This window comes from Legionella cincinnatiensis, assembly GCF_900452415.1.
GTDB classification, from domain to species: Bacteria; Pseudomonadota; Gammaproteobacteria; order Legionellales; family Legionellaceae; genus Legionella; species Legionella cincinnatiensis.
This window is the reverse complement of sequence record NZ_UGNX01000001.1, coordinates 1696039-1722012: the sequence shown is the minus strand read 5'-3', so window position 1 is coordinate 1722012 and position 25974 is coordinate 1696039. Positions and strand designations below refer to the sequence as shown.

Sequence of the window (25974 nt, the reverse complement as noted above, 5' to 3'; positions counted from 1 at the left end):
TTATTTATAGAAGTCCAACGCGTTGGGATAAAAAATTTTAAATCCTTGCACAGTATGTGCCGATTTGATAGTTTTCAATCAAAGCTGTTGAGCGAGATGGACTATGAAATCAGGACATGAAGATGATAGTGTTATTTTAGAAATGCAAGAGATTCCACCCGTGCCCCATTCAAAAAATGGAGGAGAATGGAATATCAACCCCCAACCTAATTATCATACTTTCGAGCCAAATCAAAATGCCGCCATCTTTGATGTATCCCCTACTTCTCCCACTAGCTGGCTGACTCGTTACTTACCTTCACCGTTCTCATTGACATGCTATTTGCCTTCCTGGTCGACCGTGGCTTATGGCACTGCTGCTTTTGTGACCACGCTCCCCTTTTTACCCTATGTATTGACAAAAACTCCTGCTTCGTTAGGCGCCGATTGGTGGGCCGGATTGGATCTGAACACACAATTGTATCTGGTTGGTTCATCCGCTGTTTTTCTCGCTGTGGGTACGGGAACACGTTTTAGTTATTATCAACACATGATGGCAAGCTTAAAAAAAATCGCCGGAAGCTTCTGCACCAGTACTGGCAATTTTTTATCGAGTTCTACCATCATGCTGATCTCGACAATTTCCGCTATACCTTCAGGAGCCATGGGATATTATGCTGCTAGCTGGGCCCCGCAAGCCTTATCCAGTTTTTCCGCTTTATCCAGTTTTTGCATGACTTCCGCTGTGCGTCTTGTCTTCCTACCCAACTTTTTTACCATGATTAAAAATAAATTTAATGAAGACAGACAATTTCAGAAACAAATCATAGCGCAATTAAGTCTTATTAATAAGCAGCATCCTGAAGCATTAGCATGGATAAGACCAGCGGATCAAACCTTTGATGAGGAATTAATTCAAGATAAGTTGGGGCAGTTTTACCAACAACTGTTAGAACAGCCTGATTTATTAGCACCATTTTGCTCTACCCGTCTTAGTGAGTTTGTGACTTTTCTAACAACGACAGGTACTGGTACTTGGTTGAGCGCGGCATTTTTTATTTTTTGCAGTCAAGCGGGTTATGATGGTTTTAAACTGATCTGCCAGCTCTTGTTAGACAATTGCCCCATGGATGAACTTCATTATGCAGCTAAATTAGCCATTGCCATCACTCCTGGAATCACAGCGGGTATAGTAGCTTTTATGGCAGGATATGAATTTCCCGATCACATTGTTGGAAATGTTGTTGCCCACGTCAAACAAAAACCTGTTGATCTGCTCAAAACATTGTTAATCACAGGCTGTTGCGCGCTCACTGCTTTGGCGCTTAAAAATGCGGCTGCAAGTCTTGCATCACACCCAAATTTATTCAACTTAGCACCAAATGGCACTGATCCATGGGAATACCTCTATTATGCGCTCTATGTGTATGGAAATTATGGGGCCGGAATAGTCTTGGATTTAACAGCTTGTACCAAACTGTTAGGATTAACCCAAAACATCCATCCGACTTCAGCAGACAACATAATTACTTGGTTAGAACAAAACTCATTGGCTCCTGAAACTATTGATGCATTAAAACAGCACGGATTTTTTAATTATAGAGACGAGAGGCCAACCTCTCCCAGAAATGAACTGGCCATCGAACCAGCAAGCGAGCCTATGAAGATTCTATAAAACATTCTGATAAACCACATTGATCTCCATCATGGAAGAAATTTGTATGATAAAATATAGTTGCAATCTATAATAAATAATCTAGCCTTTTCAGTCTACATGATGGTTCAAATATGATAGACATTGATAATTATCATTTAACATGTGAGCGTTGTACCTTCTCTCCTTTTTGTATTACAGAAGAGAGAAACTCACGATGGATGAATCAAATTAATCGTGCAGTAAAGCAACACCATTATTTAAAAAAACATGAAGTATTATATCTTCCTGAGAATATATTTCGAAACATCTATGTGATTCAATGTGGAAATTTAAAAACTTATCAAGTTGATACTGATGGAAATGAATTAATTCGAGGATTTTATTTCACTGGTGAAGTCCTTGGTTTTGAGGCAATTTACACCCGGCATTATCTTTTTTCAGCAGTGGCATTATCTGATAGTGTTATTTGTGAAATTCCTTATGATAATTTCCTAGAATTACTGCATTTAAATCCTGCACTACAAAAACATATTTTATATTTAATGAGTCAACAACTAAACATAGGAAATTATTTGTTTTCAATCACAGCAGAACAACGTCTTGCTGCTTTTCTGATTGATTTAGCATTCCGATTACATCCATCAGAAATGCAAATGAAGTTTCTTATCCCAATGTCTCGTCAAGATATAGGTAACTATTTAAGACTCACCGCAGAAACTATCAGTCGTCTTTTATCTCAATTTAAAGAAAATAAAATTATCGCGATCGATCATAAAAACATTCAATTTCTGCGACCGGAAAAATTAAAACTTATTGCTGACATGAATGCCACTTATGGCAAAAAATTTTAGAACCGACTCTAATAACTAATAGAATAAAATTCACCTGACTTTAGATATATTCTAAGCAAAAAATTTAATACACGAGTTTTTCATCATTTACATTTCCATGATCTAGATCAATGTCATCTATAAAAAACTCATTAAAATAATCAAAAAATAAGATTATAGGTTGCATTATTACACCAGCAACAATCGTGTTTTCTAATTAATTATTTTTTAACGCAATTTCATCATTATTTTTTATTTATTAAATAGAGGTAACGTCTTATGAAATCTCCCAAATCAGATAAATTATGGAAACAAATAAAGGAAATAAAATCATCTGTGGCTCGTTCAAGCATTCCCAAGGAGTGCTATAAGCAGTCTCATATGAAGGCTTTATTCTGGTATTTTTTTGATCTCATGTTGTTTTTGTTAGGAATTTTCCTGGTTATTTTAAATGTCAATGTGGAATTACAGCTACTAGGCGGTTTAATTGCTGGCATAGCTACAGCTATGATGTTTGTTTGGGCACATGACGCGGCACATGGAGCTCTTTTCAAAGACAACAAAATTTCTAAGGTGCTGGGAACAATAGCGATGCTCCCCTCATTAAATATTTATCGAATGTGGGCCTTTGGCCATAACAAAGTTCACCATGGATTTGCCTCTTTTTCTCCAATAGATTGGATATGGCGTCCTCTGACGTGTTCAGAGTACCAATCACTTTCTACGTTCCAACGCTTACTTTATCGAATAGAGCGGTGTTTTTTCACTTGTGCCTTCCATTATTTGCGCAGAATTTGGTGGGAGCAAATGGTATGCTTTAATCCAGGTAAAGAAAAAGAACAATGCCAATATTATCGACATGGTAAACTTGTCGTTCTGTTTTACGCGTTAATGATGTCAATTTTGGCATATGCTTTTTCAGGAGGTATTATTGGTATTTTTGCTGCAGTCATTTTACCTTTTATCGTTTTTAATTATTTCATTGCAATAATTGTATATCTACATCACACACATCCCGATATCCCCTTCTTTGATTTAAAAAACGAATGGTCTCATTCTGTGGGTGCTTTGTACTGCAGTACGATTATCCATTGCTCAAAAATCTCAAGAGTATTATTACACAATATAATGATACATATCCCTCACCATTTAGATCCAAGAATTCCTTTTTATCACTTACCGCAAGCACATAAGGCATTAAAAGCCAAATATGGAGAGTACTTTCATGAATATCAGTTTAAGTTACGATACGTGTTAAGTATTTTTAAGAAATGCAAGTTATATGATTTTGAAAACAAAATGTGGATGACCTTTAAGGAAGCTATGTGATGCAAAAGCACTAGAGGATGAATATGGATAGGAATATGGTAGTAATGTAATCCAAAATATTCTAAATCTCTTTGCTGGTCAAGAACTCTTACTGAGCAGGAACAGCCATTTTAAAAGACTTTGCTTGACCACTTAGAATATATAAATCGGATCATTCATTTATTTTATATCAGTCACAGTATTCACATACTCAATGCAAACTCATATCGCTCATCATAGATTCACTTATCAGAGAGATGATAATTCCTTATCACGTAATTCATTCTTTTCATTATCTGTATTTATATAAAAAACCGTATTATCTCAAGCGATAAGCAAAAAATTTACTTATCAATTCAACAATAAAAAATAAGGATTAGAAACAATGGAACTACTTGAGAATAACACAGAACAAGAAAGTATCATCACTTATAAAACGCTCGACAAAGACTATGGTCGCACTAAATTTGCCGGTCCAGGTTATGGCGAATTCGACATGGAAAAATATAAAGAATTAGAAGAATTACTTAAATAACTTTTATTGTCCCGTTGAAGGAGTAGTGGCTATGCATCATTCTTTAAAAGCAATCAGTCAACGGGCATATAATCTTGATGATGCTTTGCTGATTGGCCTGGAAGAAGCAGAACAAAATCTCATTACACCACGATTCAAATGCCTTAATGATATTAATCAAGAAGATATCCATTTAAGTACCTACCTTTGCGCTGCTAATAATAACGAATTAAAATTGTCCTCTTTAGGTGGCGCTAGCGGTTTTAGCCAACTTGCAAAAATAAAAGCATTATTCGAATCTTTAGAAAAATCAATTAGCTTCAAAATATGGAACAATGGCTTGATTGATGGTTTGCATTTTTATTCTACTGCGACCTCCCCATCAACTCAAATTTTGCTAGATAAAAAGTTAATGCCAAAGCTTTTATTAAAAGAAGTGTATCAAAATAATAGTTACCCCTGGATTGAATTAACTCATTATCAAAATATAACTCAAAAAATTCATTATCCTCTAGGTTTAATTTATACTTTTATTCCACCATTAAAAAATTTCAGAACAGATTACCTTAGTGAACTCAGTGATACTACTGGATTAGCAATAGGTGCGACTACTGATGAAGCAATCATCCATGGGATCAATCAATGGATAGAAAGAGATGCTTATTCTTTATTTTTATTAAAAACGATCATTAATAAAGCTCCAACCCCTACTCGATTACTCTTGAAGGAAACCCTTCCTGAAAACATCGCTAAGATAGTTTCAGCTATAGAGAGGCATTTTAATGAAAACCTAATCATTATGGATGTAACAAGTGATATTAATATTCCTTCTTTTGTAGTTAGTTTTACAAAGCAAAACATGTTATTACAACCCCAAGGATTTGGCGCATCACTTGCTAAAGAAACAGCCTTAAAACAAGCACTTTTTGAGTCAATACAATACAAAGATAGATTTAACCAAAACGCTAGGGCATATCGTGAAGAAAATGTTGCCTTTTTTTCCAATAGCCCTTTATTACTTAAGGCAATGATTAATGATTTAAAGTGTCTCGTAGATAAAAAACAATATATTGATGTGGAATGGAAAAATATTTTTTCTTACTCTTTGTCTAAAAATCTTGAGCAACAAATCCAATTAATGGTGAATCTTTTATCAAAACACGGCGCAAATATATACACAAAAGTTTTATACAAGTCCCTCACTGGAGTAGCTATAACTTATACCCTCATTCCAGAGCTAGAAAACTTTAGTCTGATTAGAGATGCAAAGTTTCTGCCAATAAAAAACCGTGGTTTAGGAGTATTAAATGAACAACAACTATGAAAGACAACTGTTACCAGAAATAGCTATGGAAATTGCAGAATCCACTATGGCTAAATTAAAACTACGTGCTGAATTCAACACTTATGGCACAGATCTTAAAACCTACCATTGCAAATTACTAGACACAAAAAACAATACCCTATTTTATGGTTGTGGTAAAGGTATAGGTATTCAATCTAAGGTCAGCGCTTGTTTTGAAGCAATAGAACATTATGCCGTTCATGCATTCTGCCAATATAATCATAACCGAGAACGCTACTATTCTTTAGATAATCCATTGATTGTTAATAAACTAAAAGAGCTTCACCTCTTAGATCCTAGAATTTATAGACATCAAGAAAAGATCCCATTTGCACAATGCGTAGAAATCATAACAGGTGAATACCTGTACTATCCTTTTTATTTGCTTGATCCCCGCTATGGAAAAAAACCACCCTCTACAGATCAATTTAATTATCAACCGTACGCATGGAATGCATGCGATTCTGGAATAGCATCAGGAACCAGTAGAGAAGAAGCAAGCATCCATGCACTAAATGAAGCTGTGGAACGAGATGCTTACTCTTTATTCCTTATCCAAGCATTTTTACTGAATAATAAAATTTCCATAATTGATAAACAATCTGTACCAGAATACTTAAAAAAAATGATTAAGCACCTTGAAAAGGAGTATTCAGAAGAGCTCATTCTTGTTGATATAACCAGCGATATTGGAATCCCTACTGTTCTCGTTTCAATGACAAATCAACCTATGGTTATTCAACCTATTGGCTGTGGAACTTCTTTATTCAAAGACTACGCTCTGGAAAGAGCTCTCCTTGAATCATTACAACCCTTACATTTGTTTAATAAACATTTAGAAAAGAATCAAAACCAAACATTAAAAAACTTTATCACCACTCCCTTATTAGCTAAATGTGCAAAAGCTGATATTTCTCAATTAATTAAGAATTCCCAGATGGTAAATTTCAACTCACTCCCAGGTTATCATGAAGATATGTCGCTTGAACGACAACTGCATACAATCATTCAACGAATTCGGAATAAAAATTTTGCAATCTATACGACAACCATTGCAGATATTGATACTGGGTTTCACTGTGTAAAATATATTATTCCCGGATTTGAACAATTTTATTTAGTAGAGATAGGTAAATATATCTTACCCAATAAAAGGGGAATGAACTTAATCAAAAAAAATTGCAACTCATATACAGATTCGCTTTTTTCAGTTTAAACTCGTACTTGATTTACCTATTAATAAATAGAATACAATGAGATCACTAGTGACGTTACTGGATCCACAACTACAAGTCTTTTTTGCTGTAGCTCAACATAAAAGTATGCATGCTGCAGCCAAAGCGATTCATTTAACTCAAACAGCGGTGACTCAACGAATACGAACGTTAGAAGCCCGTTTACGCACCACTTTATTTATTCGTACACACCATGGTGTATTATTAACTTCTGAAGGCGAAGCATTGCTTCGATATTGCCATGCGTCACAGGAGTTAGAAGGTCATACTTTAGCCAATATTCATGGTGCAGGAATTGAATCAACTGTAAGACTTTGTATTAGCGGCCCAACCAGTATTATGGCTTCTCGCATTATTCCTAATTGCTCTCAATTAATGAAAAAATATCCTAATTTATTAATGACCTTCAACGTGAATGACTCCGCACAAAGAATTACTTCCTTACAAACTGGCGTTAGTCATTTTGTAATTATCGAGCCTCAACATATTTTTAAAGAAATGCAAGTAAAACCCATCAAAGCGGAAAATTATGTCTTAGTAGGCACTTCATCCTGGGAAACAAGGGATTTAAAAGAGATTTTACAAACAGAACGAATAATAGATTTTGATGAGTCTGATCCCATGACTTTAAATTATCTAAAATACTACGATTTACTAAAGCATATTCGATCGGAACGCCATTTTGTTAACATCAATGAATCATTATTATCTTTGTTTATAGATGGGTATGGGTTTGGAGTACTATCTACTGAATTATGCCAACCTTATTTAAACAGGAAAGAATTAATATTACTCAACTCCGGCTTATCCTATGAAAATAAACTTGTACTAGCTTGGTATACAAGAACAGAGCAACCAAGCTATTTTTCTGATGTTATTGATTTAATTGTTTAATCGAAGCCCTAACTGCTTTATAAAGCACGTATTACATGAATAAGTTACCTTTTTAGAAAATTGATGCCACATTCAAGAGTCATTGTTTTCTTGATCTGGTAAAAATCCACCTGCTTGCATTTGCCACAGGTGAGCATAATGACCATTGGCTTGTATGAGCTCCTCATGAGTACCCTCTTCAATAATACTGCCTGCATTAAAAACCAAAATACGATCCATTTGCGACAAAGTTGATAACCGATGGGCAATAACGATGCTTGTTTTATTTTGCATCAAAGTATGTAATCCCTCTTGGATGTACTTTTCAGTAACAGAATCTAATGCTGAAGTTGCTTCATCTAAAATGAGGATAGGTGAATTTTTTAACATTGCACGAGCAATGGCTATTCGTTGACGCTGGCCACCAGATAATTTAATACCCCGCTCTCCAACCAAGGATTCATACCCCTCTTTTAATTGACTCACAAATTCATGACAATGTGCCATTTTGGATGCTGCTATAACTTCTTCATCAGATGCTGTCACACAACCGTAACGAATGTTTTCGAGCAAACTACGATGAAATAAGGTGGTATCCTGAGGAATCATAGTAATCTGTTCGCGCAAAGAGTTTTGAGTTACTTCAGCAATATTTTGTCCATCAATGCGAATTTCACCGGACTCCACATCAAAGAGACGTAAAATAAGATTCACAAAGGTACTCTTCCCACTTCCGGAGAACCCCACTAAACCTACTTTTTGTCGTGCAGGAATTACAATATTTTTATTTTTAAAAAGATGAGCCCCTTCTTGATAATGAAAAGTCACATCATGAAACTCAATTTGTCCCTCTTTGACCATCAATGGTTTTGCCTCTTTTTTATCTACGATTTCATGAGGCATCTCCATGATACTTAAAGCTTGTTTGCATTTTCCGGCTTCCTCTGCAAATGTTACAAATTGACTTGCCAAATACCAAAGGTTGTAAAAAATACTGATGGAAAGGGAAATAATAAAACTGAAGTCTCCAACAGAAACTTGATTGCTTTGGTACATATTAACCAAGAGCAAAATATTCACACCAATAAGTACAATAATGCTGATATCCCAGAAAATTCGCATCTTGATAATCATCCACTCCATAGCTCTGTCTTGACTGACAGCTTCTGCCACTGACTCTCTGATACGTTGGCTTTCATAAATATTTCTAGAAAATAATCGGATATTAGTAATATTACTAATACTATCCACCCAGCGACCAAATACTTTGGTACGTGTCGTAGAAAAAATGTGTGATAAATTTTGTATAGGATGGAAAAAACAATAGGAAATACATAAAAAAGAAACTGCCCAGCCCAATAAAATAACTGCAAATAGAGGATGGACTAGCAACATCATCCCAATAGCAACTATTAACCCCAAAAATTGAGCAAAAGCGTCATCAAGAGTTGTTAATATAGTGATAACCCCAGAATGCATGTCTCCAATTTTATTGGATAAACTACCAGCAAAATTGTTTTGAAAATAACGATAGGAATGCTCTGTTAAATAATCAAACATTTTATTCATCAGATCTTGGCGTATGCTTGGAAATACCCGCAACTTGACCCAATCCAATAGACGCATATCGAAAGCAATTCCTATCCATAATGCGATATAAAACAAGACATAGGGCCGTACCGCACGCCATACTTCCTGCCTATTTCCCTCATGAGCTACTACCGTATCAATGATAATTTTAAGTATGTAAGGTGCTAGAGCATTATTGATTGCCCAATAAAGTGCAATAAAACCAAACATAAAAATGTAGTGTTTGTAAGGCCTGATTGCTTGTAAAATAAAATGATTTAATGATAAAGCTGTTTTCATTTTATCTCCTCGAATGATGGCATCCATCCGATTGCTCCTTGATGAATTAAGTAAACGTATTGATTTTCAATGAATTTTAAAAGTCGTCCTCCATGAAGAATTGCAATCTTTGCTCCTAAGTAATCTTTTAAAAATAGAGCTTCTGCACTAAAATCAGAAAAAGCATTGCTTATGAGGAAAGAAAAGACTGAATTCTTTAAACCGGATAGGTTTGTGCATGAAATTACGCGCTTAAGTATTAATTAAAGGTAGGATAATTGCCCTTGTCTAATCAGGGCATATTTAAGCTGCAATTCTCATCGGATTTAAAAGCCTTAATTTGAAGTAAGTTCATAATGATACGCCATTTTTGCACAAAAATCAATCAACCATGGGTATTTTTAGAGGATTCATCTCTGTTTTCTACTTCATCTTAGAATTACTTTTTACTATCCAGCCATCATTTCAGTAATGGGGCAAACATGAGAATTTGTCGTGGGAAACAGGGGTAATTATCCCGAAATCAGAGGCAGAAAAACAAGTTTTTCTGCGCTTTGGAAATACAAACTCACAAATTTTATTGTTTTGGATCTAAATCACATTCTTGTGCGTTTCAATACTTCATTGTATTCATGCATGCTGATCAAGCCAGCATCAAATTTTTTCTGAGCCTCATAAACACTCATATAACGTTTGTTAGGTTTCTCCTCACCAACACCAACAATGTCATCGAGCACTACAGCCAACCATTGAAATATCTTTTTCATTGAACACCTTCCTTGTGATAAAAATTACATCCGTCCCATCATTATAATCATATTTCAAATTTTATTGTCAATAATATATCCAGATAGATAGTTCGTTATGCCTATTAAATAATTTTACGTTCTTTGATGATTAACTTTGATGCATGTGTCTCTCATCACCACCAAAGCCACCAGTATACCCACTCTCAGGATGATTTTTCTGTGGAGGCTGTTCTTTCTTCTGCTGGAGAATCAAGTCCAGTCACAGCGAAGACTGTTGCAGTTAATGGCATTATCCTGTTGACTGCCCACATTGGCCACAAAATTTAGCACCTACCACAATTAATGCGCCACAAGCACATATGATATTTTGTATTCCTTGACCACATTGGCCGCAAAAACGAGCATCTGGGGCATTATAGGTTTGGCATTTCGAACAGCGAACACCTTGAGGCTCATTGCTAAACGAAGAATCATTATAATAATTCTTTTGCCCATGGCGCGGTTTGGAGTATCCACCATGATGAGAGTTACGATATCCGCCTTGATGGCTATTGAGGTAATTACCAAAAATACGCTTAATAAAGCTCATGTTAATTCTCCGTTTCTTCAGTAAAATGTTTCAGCATGTCTTCCAAAATACAGCGAACATGCGTATCAAAAATACTGTAATAAATATGTTTACCTTCACGTCTAGCAACAAGGAGGCGTGCAGAGCGCAAAAGACTTAAGTGATGACTGGTTAAAGGAACTGAAAGATGTAATTGCTCCGCTAATTCCGAAACTGATTTTGGACCTTGCAGGCAAGTTATAAGAAGTTTTAAACGATTGGCTTCACCCATTAAATGCAGTGTGTCACTTAAAGTAATAATTTGGTCTTGAGTAAGCATAATTAGTTTAACAGTTAAATAAGTGTTTAACTAAACTATAGACAATGCTTAAATTTTGTCAAATCAACAGATGCCTTTTATATACTTTGGGCACCAACAAGCTACAAAGTTTAAATCTTGAATACTTCACTGTAATAATTTTTATCCTGCAATTCTTTATTTTTAGATCTACAATTACAGAAGGAGGATTATAAATGCCAATACCTACTGATTTAACATTATTTGCTAGAACTGAAGAGATTGATAGTCCTAAAGGATGTAAGCTCATGGCCAAACAAGAAAGGGATGAGTTTATAAAATATCATTACTCTCCTGCCAGTGAATTAAAAAATGATACACTGCATGGTAAGTATTTTTCAATGTTTGCACTCAGGACCTATGTATGGGGTATCACTAAGTATGCGGAGGGAACACACAATTTTGATATCATGGGCGTTAAAAAGCAAACGCTATCTCAAAAAAAGAGGGGCGAAACTCCAACCTCCAAGGGGATAAGAAACCAATTTTTTAAAAAAGAGAAAGCTACCCGAGTGAAATTACCGATTACCGCCGAACAAATCATACGAAATGAACTTAGCTGTGGATCCAATTTAGCCAACAGCCTAGATTACTATGCTCGCACTAATAATATTGATGCACAGTATTTTTTGAATATGATAGAACCTTTAGCTAACGCCTATGGATCTAATGAAGAAAATCATTACACAAAAGCAATCATGGATGCGACTACAAGCTTATCTCGCTATCAGCCTTTAATCAGGTTAGGGGCTGGTTATATGCAACTTAAAAGAGCTGGTGAAATAAATAAAGAAATAGAAGACGATTGGCAAGTGACTCAACTCATGGGCACATTGCAGCAAGCCGCTTTTGATATTGTAAGCTACAATATAGGAGCATCCCTATACTATGCTCAAGCTAAGTCTTTATCTATAGAGAATATACCTACAGATATTTCTAAAATTTTTAGTCCTGAAATAGACTCACGTTTTGAATTGTCAAAAAAAGATGTGCTTGAAGCATTATCTAAAATAGAAAAAATATTTGGGGAAGATTGCTTAGGAGATTTCTTAAACGATTTAAAAGAAGAAATGAATCTAACCTCAAGTGATGACTTTAATCAAATTTTACATTCTGTATTAACGAAATATCAAACTGAGGAGGCCTATAAACCTATAACAGAAATGAATGGTCATTACGATCACTATGCTCGGGTAGCTTCACCTACAACACCAAGTTACCAAGGCTAAACCAAAATCCAATAACTGCGATAGGTCTTAATCTTTATAGAAACATTCCATCATAAAAAAACTGAAACCCTTTCAATTCAACAATCCGTAGGCTGAGATTGCTTGCGGATTAAACATGTTCATTTTGATAAGGCCTAAGTACACCAGAGATGTTCTTTTTTTCACAAAGTAGATCCATTTTTCACTTGACTTATAGGCACAATGTAATCAATATAAAGTCATCATGGATAAAATAAGCTACTGATAGATCTCAGATAGTGGTTACACAATGAAGCATGATTCAGCATTTTTGTTATATTAGCAATCAAATTTAAACTTTCTGAATAGGTTCGTAATTATGCGCGATAAAATGGCAGAAAAAACCCCACATTTTTTTTATCATCATGCTAATCCTGGTTCCTCTCAAGCGTTAAGCAAACAACCATTAATCGTTAAGGATGGCAAATTACAGGATCTATTAAATGCTCCGCTTGATAAAGAAACCAAATACAATCTACTAATGTCTTTCATTCAAAGTCATGATGCTGAATATTTAAATCAACAAATTATGGTTAATAGCCATACTACTATTGAAAAAGAAGGGCATACGCCCCCTCACTGGACTGCTACCGCCACAAAGAGAGTTTATGGCTATCCTGAGCAGATAACCCAAGAGAACCAATCGAGTACAACTTTAGCAAATATTATTGCTACCAATGAATTAAATTTCTCTTCTGCGCAAATGGCCTCTTTGTTTCGAGAGTTGATAGCAAAGCGAGTTAATTTTGCGGCTATTGATCAATCCCCTTATCTGAATTTGATCCATCCCAAAAGCGGCAATAATCCACTCAAAAGTTTAATTGTATCGAGCTTAGATGACCCTACTCTTATTGAATTATTATATGATTTTATTGGTTATATTGAGACTAGCATAACTCACGATGAGCGCTTTTCCATTATTAATAATGAAGATAATTTTGCCTATGAAGCGATGCTTCCTGCTGAATTTTTGTTGCGTTTAGGTCATGAAGATTTAGCGTTACGTCTTTATCATTTGGGAGCAAGACCCACTCCATTCGCATTCCAACTTGCTTGTGCAAGTTATGGCACAACTATTCATTATAACGAAGCAATGCAATGCATTCATTTCTTAATGGACTCTCTCGATTTGAGTGAAACAGATTTTCAGGAAGGAAAATCCGCTCTGAAAAAAGCGAGCCCTACACAATATAACGACATGCTTTCAAGAATAGTACGCATACTACGTGAAGATTCAAAACTTGATAGCGGACATTCCACCCTTTTCGAAACAATACAAGATGAGTACTTAGAACATTATCAAGATAAAATGTCTCTTTCGTTTCGCGATTTCTGCCAAAATAAGGCAAACATTGATCATCCACTGATTCAAAAACACGCTCTTTTACGTATCAAACAAGAAAACATAGGTAATGGTTTTTTCTCAATTTATTATCGCACTGAGCCCAACTTAGCTGAGAAAAAATGGGTATTGCTCAACCACACTCAAAAAGCCAATCAATTACTTCTTGAGCTTCTTGATTTAATCGACACGCCACCAAAGGCAACTCGCACCTATCCTTAGGCAAACGATAAAACTTATTTTCAGAACTGTCCCCTATTTCGGGGGATTTTCGAGTATATGTTCACATATCTGATCCCAATAATGTTTTTAATCAAATACGTTATCTACTCATTGACATATCTCTTCTACTTTCATGATTGATATCTTCGTACCCATTATTTTGAGCCTTTTTATTTGCTAAACCTTTTATCTCATTTAATCTATTTTTCGCATTTGTTGTCTTAGTCGTCATTTTTTGCGCTTCCATTGCTTTGCTACTTTCATCCTTAATAAACTCTTTAGGCTTATTCATGCTCGCTAATTTACAACCTTTTGAATGAAGATCTTTAAACTGGCCCTCTTGGCGAATACCATCATCAATAATTTTAGAGATTCCATTTGATTTAGTCCCTACACAACCTGGTGTATTAAAAGCAGCTGCTTCTTGGATCTTTTGTGATGCATTAAGCATCGCTGCAAGTTGGCAAAATGCATTTCGGCGATCGCCTTTCTCATCATAACGCAAGAGTGCATCAGATTCTGAATGGAGCATGGTAAATAAAGTAAGAGCATGTTGATAGACTTCACTTTGTCCGGTTCGATCTTTTCCACTTTTACAATTATTACTAGCAGCTCCTCCCATTGCTTCAACTAATAGCTTTTTTAAAGCAATAATATATTCTGCCTTATTGCGTGATAATTTTGGGTCTTCTTGAGGATCACGATAATACTCATCCAAAACTCGAATCATGATGATGATACTTGCCTTCTGCTCCGATGTTATATGTGGATTTGCTTCTAATCTTTCTATAAATTTATTAAGACGGCTCTGTTGTTCAGCTGCTTTTCCTTTTTCAACACAAAATAAATATCCGCCTTCAATTTCCAAAGCAGAATTAGCATGAGCTGATTTTGCATTAATTCTTTGATCAAGTTCGTGATAAACCGCAGCAAGGAATTCTTCAGCAATATTGACTAATTCTTCAAACTCAGAATCATCACGCATACTGATTTTATTTCCACGTGAAAAAGCATTAGTCCCATCATTGTGATACATGAGGTGAAATCCTTCTGCATCCAGATCTTTCATGGCCTTTACCTGGCCTTGAATTAGTCGGTTATCAGCTTTTGCTACTTCGAACCCCATCTTTTCTACTTTTTCGCTTAATAACGATTGGATTAAAATCGGTATTTTAGGTTTATTCTCACGAAAGAAATTCCCCCATAAATTTTCATGATTGATGGAGGCCAAATGTTGGGTAATATTTACAAGTTGTTGTGCGTTATCTTTAGAGTGTTTTTCCTGTTCCTCAGAAGGCATTTCATAACTTACAGGAGTAGCAGATTTCACACTCGCGCTAACAATTTCAAGGTCTTCATTTCGTTTTAACATTAAATAATTGATTCGGGCGTTAGGAAAACCTGGGGCATGCGGCATAGCCGATGATTTGAAAAGAAGTTGGAAATTATTCCATTTCTCTTCTTTTACTGCTTCAGGATTATTAGGATGTGGAATTTTTTCCAAATACCAAGATTGTTCGGCTGCACTCAACGCCTGAAACCACTTAGGTTGCTTGTCTTCGTTATTATGAATGGCCAAATATTCTTGTTTTTGTTCCGAAGTGAGTTGATGATTAAGTCCAATATCTATTTGTAGGATTGTTTCATTTTCTCTAGGGGTTTCTACGATTAAAACCTGATTTTTGTTATGTTCGGCAACAAAATAACGCTCTGCTTCACGAATATCACGGATTATATTATTGGGTACTGGATGAGTCATTGTTTTAAGCGATGTTGCTAAACTGACCACAAAACGATCCAGCTCTTCTTTGGGATCAGGCGTCACCGCATTGTTTCTGGAGGCAATGATTTCATTGCTTAGCCTAGCAAGTTCATTTCTTATCGCTTGTTTTTGTTCAGGGTTAGATGTTAAATAATCCGGTGAGTCAAGAAGAGTTAATACTCCTCCTATGATACTTAATTTTCTGGTAATTATAGAATACTTAATCTTTGTATCTAATTCTTCAGCGGTGATTGAGGTTGTTGGATCGTGTTTAATTTTTATAATGGCCTTCTCTCCTGGGTGTTCAGGCTCAATTCTTGTATAAACCCAAGTAGGATAAGGATGTTTTAGGCGCTCACAAATTCTTAAATTTTGCTCCAAACTGTGTAGCATTTCTTGGCTGCTTTGAGATGAAATAGATTCAAAATTACCCTTAAGATTTGGTGCATAATTTGTATTTATTACTTTAATAATTTGCTGATTTGTCGCTTCAGAAATAAAAGCAAAACTGGGAGAGGAGGCTTGTGGGGCCTCTTTTTTTTCGACAGCTTTATCTTGATCTTCTGTGTTGAGACTCCTCAGAGGTCTTATTACTGACTGTCTAAATATAGCTCGATCTGCACGTTGCAACCGTGGTCTTCTTAACTCTGGATCCGGTTGTGAAGAAGATGAAACTATAGGTGAACCACTGGACTGAATTTCGGAGGTTTTACTTTTTATAGGGTCTCCAATTGTGCTTTTTGGAGGAGTTTTTTTCCAAACTTCATCATCTTGCACTTTGGAGGACGATGATGCTTCTTTTAACTCTGGGGATGGTTGCGAAGAAGATACAGAAGAGGATATCGATACATCACTAGATTCACTGGTATCCTGTTTTTTACTCTCGAGAGGACTTCTAGCCTTACGTCTTCGAATAGGTCTTTCCCAGACATCATCATCATAAGCTTTAGCCGAAAATGATAATTTTTGTTCTTCTTGTACCTCTTTTAACTCCGGAAGAGGTCGCGAAGAAGGTAAAGATGAGGATATAGGCAAAGCTCTAGGTTCAATAATGTTTTCACTCTGACTCTCATTAGAGGTTTCGGATTTATCTTCTGAAGAAGGCTCTATCCAATCATCGTCATTTTGTTGTACTTCTGGAGAAGATACCGAATCTTGCAGCAATTTATTTTTGATAACAGCAATGCTATTCACAATATCATCATACACTCCTGAAGAGTCAGCCATCAAAAATCGAGCCAATGGATTATCTCGATTATGTTGGGAAGTAACGGCTAATCTCTCTATTTTTGCGACTACGTGATTAAGTTTTTCGATATTATCTTGGTCTTCTGCACTTAAGGCTTTAAATTCATTAATCAGATTAAGAATCTTAGAGGCAGAAGAAGCAGGTGCTTTGAGAGTCGGATGGCGTTTTATTTCTTCTTTGATAAGAATTTCTACAGAAACAATTAAGTTTTGTAATATTTCTTTTTTTAGTTCGTCCATTTTCTACTCCTAAAATCAAAACCTCATACCCTTTATTTAAATACAAAAAAATTAGGGTAGGATTAATGGAGTAATTCGAATTATGTTGGAGGTATACACTTTTTAGGTTTCATAGAAACATAAGAGAACTAACTGATTTTATGATTTATTTAAGAAAGCTGTGTGTCCTTAAGCATGAGTTAAGGAGAGGTATATTATACTCCATGCCTAATGCACTATTGGAGCAAGTTATGGCGAAAAAACTTTATCAGATTTTAGGCATCGATGAGCAGGCAGATGAGGTAAAAGTTCGTAAAGCTTATCGAAAATTAGCATTACAATACCATCCAGATAGAAACCCTAATAATCCTGTTGCTGTAGAAAAATTTAAAGAAATGGCAGCAGCTTATGAGATCTTAGGTGATGCAGAAAAGCGTAAAAAATATGATCAAGGTTTGGTTAATGATCAAGGTAAGGAAATTCAACCAGAATTTAATACTCAGCCTCAATATCGCCCTAAACCTCAGTATCAAGCTGAACCACATGCTGATAAGCAAAATTTTCGTCCACAGCCAAAATCGAAAACTAATGAACCCGGTGAATCAAATTCATTTAAAACAATGCCACGCCCAAAACCTCAATACAGCAAACACTTCTTTTTTAAACCCCAACCAGCCTTCTACTATTTCTTTAATTCTCATGAGGATGCAGCCCAATTCAAACAGCCTAAATTTTATAGAAATCAATCTGTATTTTATTATGTTACTCCATCGCCTTTGGAAATTTTATTAGCAAAGATTAATGCTGAAAATTTAAAAACTAAATCTTTTGGGGCAGAACATCACACCTACTTTACTAGGGAGCACAAGCAACAACCTTCTCATGTATTTGTACACAGCCATTATGCGCCACAGATGGAACGAATTATTGATAATTTAATTGCTAGTATGATGATGCTTGAGATGATTGAAAGAGCGGTCGATCGTAGAGCAGATCATCAGCGAGCATTTTCTATCTAAATAGAAAACATTTTTTCCTTGCGAGTAATAAGTTTGGACAATTACCTAGCACTATAATTAGATTCTTGGATGATATAAAAAAGCAAAAAACTATTTTGTCATTCAAGAATCTCATTAATAAAAGTTTAAGTTTTTTTTAAACCATATGTGTTTTGAAAAGCATGATACATACAAATTTCTGCTACAGTGTCCACATACTGAAACACATCTACTGGAACTTGCAAATCATTGAAAAAAATTGCACCACTGTATTTAGTGCCTTCTCCAATCAATAGCCTGATTTCATTCCTAAAAAAGTAAGGGTAGCTGCCGCAGGAAGTGCGACTCCTGCAATAATTCCAGAATTAGAATCTATTCCAGTAGGAACTTCAATCGCTAACGTTAGGATCTTTTAATCGTTGAATAAGCATCTCGATCTCAAATGAGACTCGTCCTCGTAAACCAATGCCAAAAATCACATCTACAATAAGTTCGGGCTCATCGAGATTAACCTCATTACTGTAGGGAAGTAAAGATACACCTCGCTGAATACAGGATCCCATAACCTCCCAAACTTCATCATGCATTTTTTCGGGCTTGGTGGGAGTCAAGCTATGCCTTACTTGCCAAACAGTCACCACAAGTCCACGTTGATGGGCTTGTTCAGCGAGCACATACCCCTGACCTACATTATCACCACGACCACAAAAAACCGATATTTTTTTAATGAGCAGCCTTTACGGTCATTAAGTTAACGTCCATTATGAATAAGAGATCGGGTTATTACTTCGAACCGTTCAGGCTGAGGAGGCGCACCAGCGCCGTCTCGAAGCCTTGGCACGAATTTTCAAGTTCTGTGCTAAGGCTTCGAGACGATGCGTAAGCATCTCCTCAGCCCGAACGAAGTCAGATAGATTCTGGTTCTAATAACATCCTTATCCATAACCCACCTTAAGTTAACGTCAATTATGGATAAGCGCATTATTTAAAGATCGAGGTAGTTTAGTTGTTTTAATGGAGGGTTTACGCGGTTTAATAGAGTAAGCCGCAAGCCCCCCAACAAGATTAACTAAAAAATTAAGAGGACTACGATACCGAGAATGCTCCATATGGCAAATGAATTTGATCGGACTGAGAAGATATTTTTGTTTTTCTTTTTGCGAATAATTATTGCAAAAATCATCAATATTACAGAAAACTTCACCACAGGTGCTAGTAACCTTTTGACGCCTTTCTTACCTCGCTAGGGTGAAAAAAGTCGAAATTTACCAAGAACCTTCTTTGTATTCATTATTTTCAATAAATTATTTATTTCTTATCCTTAACTCACGTTAAGTTAAGATAATGCAAAAAATACGCGCACCTAACTATAGAGTTAAACCTTAATGATACACTCTGCCCAAATCAAATATGCAATGGGGACACTATGAACAAGCTAAAACCAGTATGGATGATTGGCCTTCTGACTACTTTCATCTGTTCCGCTCAAGCTGAGGGAGTAAAAGTCAGTTGTAATGTACCCGCCAGTAAAACTGACAACACCGAATGTGTTTTTTTTGGCTCAGGTAATAACCTGAGCCAACAACTTGAAAAAACTCTGGAGAAATATCAGGATAATTTGTCATTAATCATCCAATCAGGAGAATACCTTTTAAAACCAATTACGATAAAAAAACATCACAACATCACCCTTCATTTAGATTCAGGTGTCACTCTTGTTGCTGTGAGCCGCAAGGATAAAAGCTGGGAAAAAGAACGTGGTTTAATCAATCTTATTCATGTGAATCACTTTAGGTTAAGTGGTGATAATCCAGAGAGTAGTGTGATTGACGGCAATGGAGAAAGTTGGTGGGAATACAAAACCTCCAAAAAAAGGCCTTTTTTGCTTCACGTTAATCATGTTGAAAATCTAACTATCGATCATTTACAACTAAAAAATTCACCGCGTTTTCACCTTATGATCCGAGGTGGTAAAAACGTCGCTGTTCATGATTTGCGTATCGATGCCCCAGAAGATTCGCCTAATACTGACGGCATTAATGTAGGTTCAATCACTAAAATGCGGATAAATAATATTATCATAAAAAACGGTGATGACGGTATCGCAATTAATGCCATTAATGAACCCGCCAAAGACATTAAAATCAGCCATGTCGATTTATTTTATGGGCACGGAGTTTCTATCGGCAGCGGGGTCAAAAACACGGTATCGGATATCATGATTAACGATACCAGTTTTCATAACGCCTCAAATGGACTGCGTATAAAAACGCGATGTGATAAGAAAGACTGCTCTGACACTAAAAAAGGACGAGTAACGAACATTACCTACAGTGATATCACCATGGAGAATGTCAAATATCCAATTTTATATGACATGGAATACAGTGAAACAGGCAGTAAATCCTATGTGATTATCAAAAATATAACCTATCAAAATATTTATAGTATCAACTCTAAGAAAGAAGCGCGAATATTCTGCGGCAAATATAACCAATGCAGCTCCGTAATTTTTAAAAATGTAAACATTGATTCTGGAATGCAATGTCAAGGAGGCTCTTGGAGCAAAGAAGGTAAAATTGTTGACTGTTTAAAAAATTAACCCAGCCATAGCTGTTCAAAACAGGACATACCTACAATGCTATTTACTTGAGTTTTGTCCTTCATCTTTTGATTTAGAATTTGGAGTCTTTTGATGTACTGTTAACGATTCAATAAAGCTCACTGATGTTGAATAAGTCATAGAAATTTTTTCTTTATCAAGAGCTTTTTTGATACTCGTAAGAACTTCATCAAGAGAATAACGCAGGTGGCTAGGTTCGGGTTTTGTCCACCAATAGATTGCAAAATCAATACCATTAGATGAAAAAGATACAACATAAATCTGAATGTACTTTTCTTTGGAAACACTCTCGCATTGTGTGACGGCATTTTTAATGGTTGTGCGTGCCTTTTCCAAATCAGTATCAAAATCCACACTACAAATGATTTTTTTCCTTCTGAGTCTTGTATCAGTCAGAACCTTCACAGTGCTCGTAAACATTCTCATATTGGGAATAAAGGCACGTGTTCCATCTGTTTTACGTAGATGAGTATTTTGTATCGAAATACGATGAACATAACCTTGTTGAGAATCTACTTCAATGAAGTCTCCAATGCTAAAAGGCTCTCTAAGTAAAAGTAAAATACCAGTAAAAAAATTTTCAAAAATATTTTTGAATGCGAGACCAACAGCAACTGACGTTAATCCCAAAGTAGTTAAAATATTTGCAGTTGTCACTGATGGAAAAATTATGGCTGAAATAATTAACATTCCAATAAACCAAACCAATATCACGGTTAATTTATGAGAAATTATTACTAAATTTGCCCGAACTGCCATTTTAGGTAAGAATGAGCTTACAATTTTTCCTATTATTTTCGCGATAAAATAAGTGATAGCAGCAAAAAAAACGCCAATAATGATATTGGGAATAAGCGCGACAAAATTTTGTGCAAACTTATCTAATGTTTTTAAAATAATATTCAAATAGTTCATATGATTTCCCTATCTCTTACTACTCACTCAATATAATTAAAAACATGAGCGTGTTATAAAAATTCTAGTTATTTTTTAAGAATATGTCCAAATTTTGAAAATAAATTGCACTCCTTTCTTGTACCTCATGAATCAAAAGTTCATTCTTCCTGAAAAAACGTTGCCAATTAAACACACTGCCCTAAATCATCATTTATATCATTGACTTAGGAGTAATAATTCGCATTTTCAAAAAAATTCATATAGGATAAATAAATACCTATTGTTAATACTTAAGTTTATTATGACCCTCATACGACAAGATCCTAAATCGAAAGCATCTAGAAAAGTTTCTATTGCAAGTTTTATTGGCACAACAATTGAATGGTATGATTTTTATTTATTTGGCACTGCTTCTGCTTTATTTTTCAATGTTCTTTTTTTCCCTAAATTTAGTCCTATAGCAGGAGTCATGGCCGCATATGCCACGTATGCTGTTGGTTTTTTTGCCAGACCCCTGGGCGGTATTATTTTTGGTCACTATGGTGATAAATTAGGTCGCAAAAAGATGCTGATTACGACACTGTCTTTAATGGGTGGCTCTACGTTTTTGATTGGCTTACTTCCTACTTATAATACAATTGGTATCTTTGCACCTATTTGTCTTGTCATTTTACGCTGTATTCAGGGAATTGCAGTCGGAGGTGAATGGGCTGGAGCCGTGGTGATGTCTGCTGAAGTAAGTCGAGAAAAAGAAAGAGGTTTTTATGCAAGTTGGCCAAATTCTGGAGCCCCATTTGGTTTAGTACTTTCTATCATAATATTACTTATTTTTTCTTCTCTACCCAAAGAACAATTTTTATCTTGGGGCTGGCGTATTCCTTTTTTATTGAGTTGTTTTGTAGTGTTTATTGGTTTTTATCTTCGCTTGAAAGTCATGGACAGTCAGGTTTTTGTGAAAGCCATGAAACACAAACGCCCTCCCAAAGTTCCAGCTTTAGAAATGCTTCGCTCTCATTTTAAAAATTTTATTTTGGCAATAGGGGCACGCTTTATAGAAAGTTCTTCTTTTTATGTACTAACAGTCTTTATATTAAGCTATGGAACAATCCAACTGCAATTATCAAAAACACTTTTACTCTATGCAGTAATGACGGGCGCTATTTTAGAAACATTTTGCATTCCTTTTTTTGGGAGACTATCTGATCGGATTGGGCGTCGCCCGGTGTATATTTCAGGTGCTGTATTGATGGGATTGTTTGCTTTTCCATTTTTCTGGTTATTGCAAACTAAAAACCCTTCCTTAATTTTTTTTGCTGTAATATTTGGCATGTGCTTTGCTCATGCAGCAATGCATGGAGCTCAAGGTGCATTTTATTCCGAGCTTTTTAAAACACGTATTCGCTATAGCGGAACGGCAATTGCTTATCATTTATCCGCAGCGCTCTCAGGTGGCTTAACTCCATTGATTGCGACTGAAATAGTCCATTCGACAAACGGAAAAACTTGGCCAGTTTCCGTTTATCTCATCCTGATGGCGATAATAACCATTGTTTGTGTCTATTTAGCTGTAGAAAAGGCTCAAAAGGATATTTCCTCATAATCGGAAAAACAGCCTTTATCTTTTCAAATTGTAAGATGAGGCTTTCTCCTTTTTCGTCTAAATAGTTTAGGAGCGAAAAAAATGGAAGATATTTGGAATGCAAAAATATACAGTCAATTTTTAGAATTAAGAACACGTCCAGCTCACGATTTACTCAATGTAATTCCTTCTTCATTTCACCCTAAGACTGCTTATGATTTGGGCTGTGGACCAGGAAATAGCAGCATCTTATTAAAGCAACGCTGGCCTTCTGCCAAAATAGTAGGACTAGACTCTTCTGCAGATATGTTGAATAAAGCCCAATCGACTTACCCTAACATTACGTTCATACAAGGTGATATTGCACACTTTTCCCCTCCAGAAAAAATCGATTGTATTTTTGCAAATGCCTCATTGCAATGGTTATCCGATCATCGTTCTTTATTTCCCAAATTATTAGAACTACTTAATTCTGGTGGTATATTAGCCATACAAATGCCGAATAATTTTCATTTACCGACTCATCAAGTCATTATTAAGTTATTACAAACACATCCTGAATGGAGACTTTTTTTAAAGCAATTGATTCATGGTGAATTAAGCAAACCTCTTTATCATTTGCCATTCTATTACGATTTATTAAGCACCTCATCATCTTACCCATTACACTTATGGGAAACAATTTATTACCAGGAAATGGAACATTTTCAAGCGATATTTGATTGGGTTAAAGGCACTGGATTAAGACCCATATTGGCAAGTATGAATGAAAAGGATGGCCAATTATTTAGTAAAAAATACATTCAGGAAATTTCAAAAGAATATCGTTTGCAAAAAAATAATAAGGTCTTGCTGCCTTTCCAAAGAATATTTATGGTCGCTGCTAAGAAATAGCGCCTCATTTTTTTAAATGGTCACTCACCATTCCTTAGTGACAGACTTAAACATCATTTTAGTATCTATTTAGGTAATAGCGTCAGCTTAAGGAATTGATTCCTATTCCTCTGTGGCCCGGATTAAGCAAAGCATCTTTAATATCTATTGCAAAAGCTTGATGATCTTTGCCACTTCAGATACATCCTGGTTGCAAGCAACCAGGCTACACTTGCTGTTTACTCACCAAAATTAAAATCATCCATTAACTTCCCACTCCAACTTTTCGGTAACATACCTTCACGAACATATTTATGAAAACTTGAGTAAGGCCAATCAATAACTTCTTTTACCCATCCATGTTTCACTGGATTAAAATGAATATAATTCACATGAGCACAAAAATCAGATTCATTGCGTATACGATGTTCCCAAAATCGACGCTGCCACAAATTGTATTCATTTTTTTGATTTTTTAATAAGGGCGCTCCAGCAGATAAGAGCTCGTGTAAAAAATAGGTTTTTATTTGCCGTAATCGAGTCGAATAGTCTGCATCTTCTTCTGGAAGTTCCATCAGGAGGTGCATATGCTCAGGTAATACAACAATCGCCTTAATGATAAAGAAATTATTCCGTCTTGCTCGTCGAAATGAACGGCGTAGCGATGCTATATTATTTGTAAGTACTTTTGATGTTCGATCCTTTAATGCCAGTGTAAAAAAATACGTACCACCCCGAGTTTTGTCGCGTCTGTAATTGACCATGAGGTTTTTGCTCTTCCTTGTGGACTTGCAACATAAAATAGCCTCTTTATAGCTATTACAAAAGCTTGATAATCGTTGCCACTTCGGATAAATCCTGGTTGCAAGCAACCAGGCTACACTTGCTATTTCATAGCCCAATCTGAAATGTAGTATCAATCGCTGAATGATCGGAAGGATTTCCTTGTGTTTGTGTATAAAGTGATGCATTTTTCAATGTTGCTTGGCGAAAATAAACAAAATCAATTACAGCATTTCCAAAGGTTGGACCTATAAAATTTCCATGAGATTTCACAGCAGACAAACCATAATTAACAAAAGTGGACTCTATGATTTGAGCTTGATTTAAATTATCTTGAAGATTATTAAAATCACCAGTAACAAACACTGGAATTTTTACGTGAGCAGAGTACTCTTCAATAAACTCGCTTATTGCTCGTGCATCATTATTATGAGCAGCCACTTGTCCTCCAATACAATCTGCATGCCCACCCCATGCCACACAAAGATGTGTAGTCCCAAGCGCAACAATCTCACCACTTTTTAAATTTTTGAATTGAGAAAATACTGCAAGTCTTCTACCTCCTCCATCAGCAGTCATTGGTATTGTTTTTTGGCTATTTTCTACCCTAGCCCAACGAGAACTATCATAAAAAATAGAAGCATCTTCTCTTATTCCGGCTATTTTATATTTTTGGTCAAGCTTATAAACACTGTCCGTCAATAAGTAATCATTTTCTTGAGTGGTAATAAAATCAAAATTATGTTCATTAATGTACGAGGTCATCCGAACAATTGGTGGAGGATTCTTTTTTTTATCCATAGTAGACCAGGAAAATAAGTTCGCTTGCAGAATACGCACCACCGTTGCATTAACTTTTGTCGCAATCAATATACTTGACAACACAATAGAAATAACAAATTGCCAAAAGTACCACTTTAAATGTTTCATAAAACAGG

General features: G+C 35.7%; 21 protein-coding genes and 1 pseudogene. 13 read left to right on the top strand and 9 right to left on the bottom strand.

The window, feature by feature from the left end; genetic code table 11:
- The first annotated feature begins 103 nt into the window (after positions 1–103).
- From DYH34_RS18345 to DYH34_RS07610, 7 genes are all read left to right on the top strand, one after another.
- Positions 104–1654, top strand: coding sequence for a hypothetical protein (locus DYH34_RS18345; protein WP_238589405.1), 1551 nt, complete (start codon positions 104–106; stop codon positions 1652–1654).
- Between the two features lie 113 nt (positions 1655–1767).
- Positions 1768–2487 (top strand): Crp/Fnr family transcriptional regulator, encoded by a 720-nt coding sequence (locus DYH34_RS07630; protein ID WP_058463332.1) that lies wholly within the window; start codon positions 1768–1770, stop codon positions 2485–2487.
- Positions 2488–2745: 258 nt separating this feature from the next.
- A complete protein-coding gene (locus tag DYH34_RS07625; protein ID WP_058463333.1) occupies positions 2746–3795 on the top strand; it encodes a fatty acid desaturase in 1050 nt (349 codons plus the stop codon).
- A gap of 364 nt (positions 3796–4159) precedes the next feature.
- Positions 4160–4309, top strand: coding sequence for a hypothetical protein (locus DYH34_RS18020; protein ID WP_157061438.1), 150 nt, complete (start codon positions 4160–4162; stop codon positions 4307–4309).
- A 31-nt stretch (positions 4310–4340) separates the two neighbouring features.
- Positions 4341–5612, top strand: coding sequence for a YcaO-like family protein (locus DYH34_RS07620; protein ID WP_058463334.1), 1272 nt, complete (start codon positions 4341–4343; stop codon positions 5610–5612).
- On the top strand, positions 5596–6849 hold the full coding sequence (locus DYH34_RS07615; RefSeq protein WP_058463335.1) for a YcaO-like family protein: 1254 nt from the start codon (positions 5596–5598) through the stop codon (positions 6847–6849). Before DYH34_RS07620 ends, DYH34_RS07615 begins: the two co-directional genes overlap by 17 nt.
- A 49-nt stretch (positions 6850–6898) precedes the next feature.
- On the top strand, positions 6899–7762 hold the full coding sequence (locus tag DYH34_RS07610) for a LysR family transcriptional regulator (RefSeq protein ID WP_058463336.1): 864 nt from the start codon (positions 6899–6901) through the stop codon (positions 7760–7762).
- Between the two features lie 72 nt (positions 7763–7834).
- Here the strand turns inward: DYH34_RS07610 and DYH34_RS07605 are convergent, their stop codons facing one another.
- From DYH34_RS07605 to DYH34_RS07595, 4 genes are all read right to left on the bottom strand, one after another.
- Positions 7835–9637, bottom strand: a complete 1803-nt coding sequence (locus DYH34_RS07605; protein ID WP_238589406.1) for an ABC transporter ATP-binding protein — start codon at positions 9635–9637, stop codon at positions 7835–7837.
- 548 nt (positions 9638–10185) lie between these two features.
- Positions 10186–10356, bottom strand: a complete 171-nt coding sequence (locus DYH34_RS18015; protein ID WP_165481786.1) for a hypothetical protein — start codon at positions 10354–10356, stop codon at positions 10186–10188.
- Between the two features lie 271 nt (positions 10357–10627).
- Positions 10628–10927 carry a zinc ribbon domain-containing protein gene (locus DYH34_RS07600; protein WP_058463337.1) on the bottom strand — a complete coding sequence of 100 codons (300 nt, stop codon included), beginning with the start codon at positions 10925–10927 and terminating at the stop codon, positions 10628–10630.
- A 1-nt stretch (position 10928) separates the two neighbouring features.
- Complete coding sequence (locus DYH34_RS07595) at positions 10929–11225, bottom strand: ArsR/SmtB family transcription factor (RefSeq protein WP_058463338.1); 297 nt, start codon at positions 11223–11225, stop codon at positions 10929–10931.
- 266 nt (positions 11226–11491) lie between these two features.
- Between DYH34_RS07595 and DYH34_RS07590 the strand changes: the two genes are divergently transcribed.
- Positions 11492–12472: a hypothetical protein gene (locus DYH34_RS07590; protein WP_238589407.1), complete on the top strand. Its 981-nt coding sequence runs from the start codon at positions 11492–11494 to the stop codon at positions 12470–12472.
- A gap of 337 nt (positions 12473–12809) precedes the next feature.
- Positions 12810–14054 carry a hypothetical protein gene (locus DYH34_RS07585; RefSeq protein WP_058463340.1) on the top strand — a complete coding sequence of 415 codons (1245 nt, stop codon included), beginning with the start codon at positions 12810–12812 and terminating at the stop codon, positions 14052–14054.
- 100 nt (positions 14055–14154) lie between these two features.
- Here the strand turns inward: DYH34_RS07585 and DYH34_RS07580 are convergent, their stop codons facing one another.
- Positions 14155–17304, bottom strand: a complete 3150-nt coding sequence (locus tag DYH34_RS07580; protein ID WP_058463341.1) for a hypothetical protein — start codon at positions 17302–17304, stop codon at positions 14155–14157.
- A gap of 230 nt (positions 17305–17534) precedes the next feature.
- Between DYH34_RS07580 and DYH34_RS07575 the strand changes: the two genes are divergently transcribed.
- Entirely contained in the window at positions 17535–18302 is a 768-nt protein-coding gene (locus tag DYH34_RS07575) for a DnaJ domain-containing protein (RefSeq protein WP_058463355.1), read from the top strand.
- Between the two features lie 268 nt (positions 18303–18570).
- Here the strand turns inward: DYH34_RS07575 and DYH34_RS07565 are convergent.
- A pseudogene (locus tag DYH34_RS07565) lies at positions 18571–18955 on the bottom strand (NAD(P)H-hydrate epimerase).
- 752 nt (positions 18956–19707) lie between these two features.
- Between DYH34_RS07565 and DYH34_RS07560 the strand changes: the two are divergent.
- The gene (locus tag DYH34_RS07560) at positions 19708–20883 is read left to right on the top strand and encodes a glycoside hydrolase family 28 protein (protein WP_058463343.1); all 1176 of its coding nucleotides are present in this window, start codon (positions 19708–19710) and stop codon (positions 20881–20883) included.
- Positions 20884–20922: 39 nt separating this feature from the next.
- Here DYH34_RS07560 and DYH34_RS07555 read toward each other — a convergent pair whose 3' ends face one another.
- Entirely contained in the window at positions 20923–21819 is an 897-nt protein-coding gene (locus DYH34_RS07555) for a mechanosensitive ion channel family protein (protein ID WP_058463344.1), read from the bottom strand.
- Between the two features lie 283 nt (positions 21820–22102).
- On the opposite strand from DYH34_RS07555, the gene DYH34_RS07550 reads away from it, so the two are divergent.
- Both DYH34_RS07550 and DYH34_RS07545 read left to right on the top strand, forming a co-directional pair.
- Positions 22103–23401, top strand: a complete 1299-nt coding sequence (locus DYH34_RS07550; RefSeq protein ID WP_058463345.1) for an MFS transporter — start codon at positions 22103–22105, stop codon at positions 23399–23401.
- Between the two features lie 81 nt (positions 23402–23482).
- Positions 23483–24274 carry a methyltransferase domain-containing protein gene (locus DYH34_RS07545; protein ID WP_058463346.1) on the top strand — a complete coding sequence of 264 codons (792 nt, stop codon included), beginning with the start codon at positions 23483–23485 and terminating at the stop codon, positions 24272–24274.
- 218 nt (positions 24275–24492) lie between these two features.
- Here the strand turns inward: DYH34_RS07545 and DYH34_RS07540 are convergent, their stop codons facing one another.
- Positions 24493–25017 (bottom strand): REP-associated tyrosine transposase, encoded by a 525-nt coding sequence (locus DYH34_RS07540; RefSeq protein WP_058463347.1) that lies wholly within the window; start codon positions 25015–25017, stop codon positions 24493–24495.
- Positions 25018–25144: 127 nt separating this feature from the next.
- Entirely contained in the window at positions 25145–25966 is an 822-nt protein-coding gene (locus DYH34_RS07535) for an exonuclease/endonuclease/phosphatase family protein (protein WP_058463348.1), read from the bottom strand.
- Positions 25967–25974 lie beyond the last annotated feature (8 nt).

Bases quoted from the DNA above. Each gene is read 5' to 3' on its own strand.
- DYH34_RS07600 (WP_058463337.1), bottom strand. From the start codon at position 10,927: ATGAGCTTTATTAAGCGTATTTTTGGTAATTACCTCAATAGCCATCAA.
- DYH34_RS07555 (WP_058463344.1), bottom strand. From the start codon at position 21,819: ATGAACTATTTGAATATTATTTTAAAAACATTAGATAAGTTTGCACAA.
- DYH34_RS07585 (WP_058463340.1), top strand. From the start codon at position 12,810: ATGCGCGATAAAATGGCAGAAAAAACCCCACATTTTTTTTATCATCAT.
- DYH34_RS07630 (WP_058463332.1), top strand. From the start codon at position 1,768: ATGATAGACATTGATAATTATCATTTAACATGTGAGCGTTGTACCTTC.
- DYH34_RS07560 (WP_058463343.1), top strand. From the start codon at position 19,708: ATGAACAAGCTAAAACCAGTATGGATGATTGGCCTTCTGACTACTTTC.
- DYH34_RS18345 (WP_238589405.1), top strand. From the start codon at position 104: ATGAAATCAGGACATGAAGATGATAGTGTTATTTTAGAAATGCAAGAG.
- DYH34_RS07545 (WP_058463346.1), top strand. From the start codon at position 23,483: ATGGAAGATATTTGGAATGCAAAAATATACAGTCAATTTTTAGAATTA.
- DYH34_RS07620 (WP_058463334.1), top strand. From the start codon at position 4,341: ATGCATCATTCTTTAAAAGCAATCAGTCAACGGGCATATAATCTTGAT.
- DYH34_RS18020 (WP_157061438.1), top strand. From the start codon at position 4,160: ATGGAACTACTTGAGAATAACACAGAACAAGAAAGTATCATCACTTAT.
- DYH34_RS07575 (WP_058463355.1), top strand. From the start codon at position 17,535: ATGGCGAAAAAACTTTATCAGATTTTAGGCATCGATGAGCAGGCAGAT.
- DYH34_RS07595 (WP_058463338.1), bottom strand. From the start codon at position 11,225: ATGCTTACTCAAGACCAAATTATTACTTTAAGTGACACACTGCATTTA.
- DYH34_RS07580 (WP_058463341.1), bottom strand. From the start codon at position 17,304: ATGGACGAACTAAAAAAAGAAATATTACAAAACTTAATTGTTTCTGTA.
- DYH34_RS07625 (WP_058463333.1), top strand. From the start codon at position 2,746: ATGAAATCTCCCAAATCAGATAAATTATGGAAACAAATAAAGGAAATA.
- DYH34_RS07590 (WP_238589407.1), top strand. From the start codon at position 11,492: ATGGCCAAACAAGAAAGGGATGAGTTTATAAAATATCATTACTCTCCT.
- DYH34_RS07605 (WP_238589406.1), bottom strand. From the start codon at position 9,637: ATGGATGCCATCATTCGAGGAGATAAAATGAAAACAGCTTTATCATTA.
- DYH34_RS18015 (WP_165481786.1), bottom strand. From the start codon at position 10,356: ATGAAAAAGATATTTCAATGGTTGGCTGTAGTGCTCGATGACATTGTT.
- DYH34_RS07535 (WP_058463348.1), bottom strand. From the start codon at position 25,966: ATGAAACATTTAAAGTGGTACTTTTGGCAATTTGTTATTTCTATTGTG.
- DYH34_RS07615 (WP_058463335.1), top strand. From the start codon at position 5,596: ATGAACAACAACTATGAAAGACAACTGTTACCAGAAATAGCTATGGAA.
- DYH34_RS07540 (WP_058463347.1), bottom strand. From the start codon at position 25,017: ATGGTCAATTACAGACGCGACAAAACTCGGGGTGGTACGTATTTTTTT.
- DYH34_RS07550 (WP_058463345.1), top strand. From the start codon at position 22,103: ATGACCCTCATACGACAAGATCCTAAATCGAAAGCATCTAGAAAAGTT.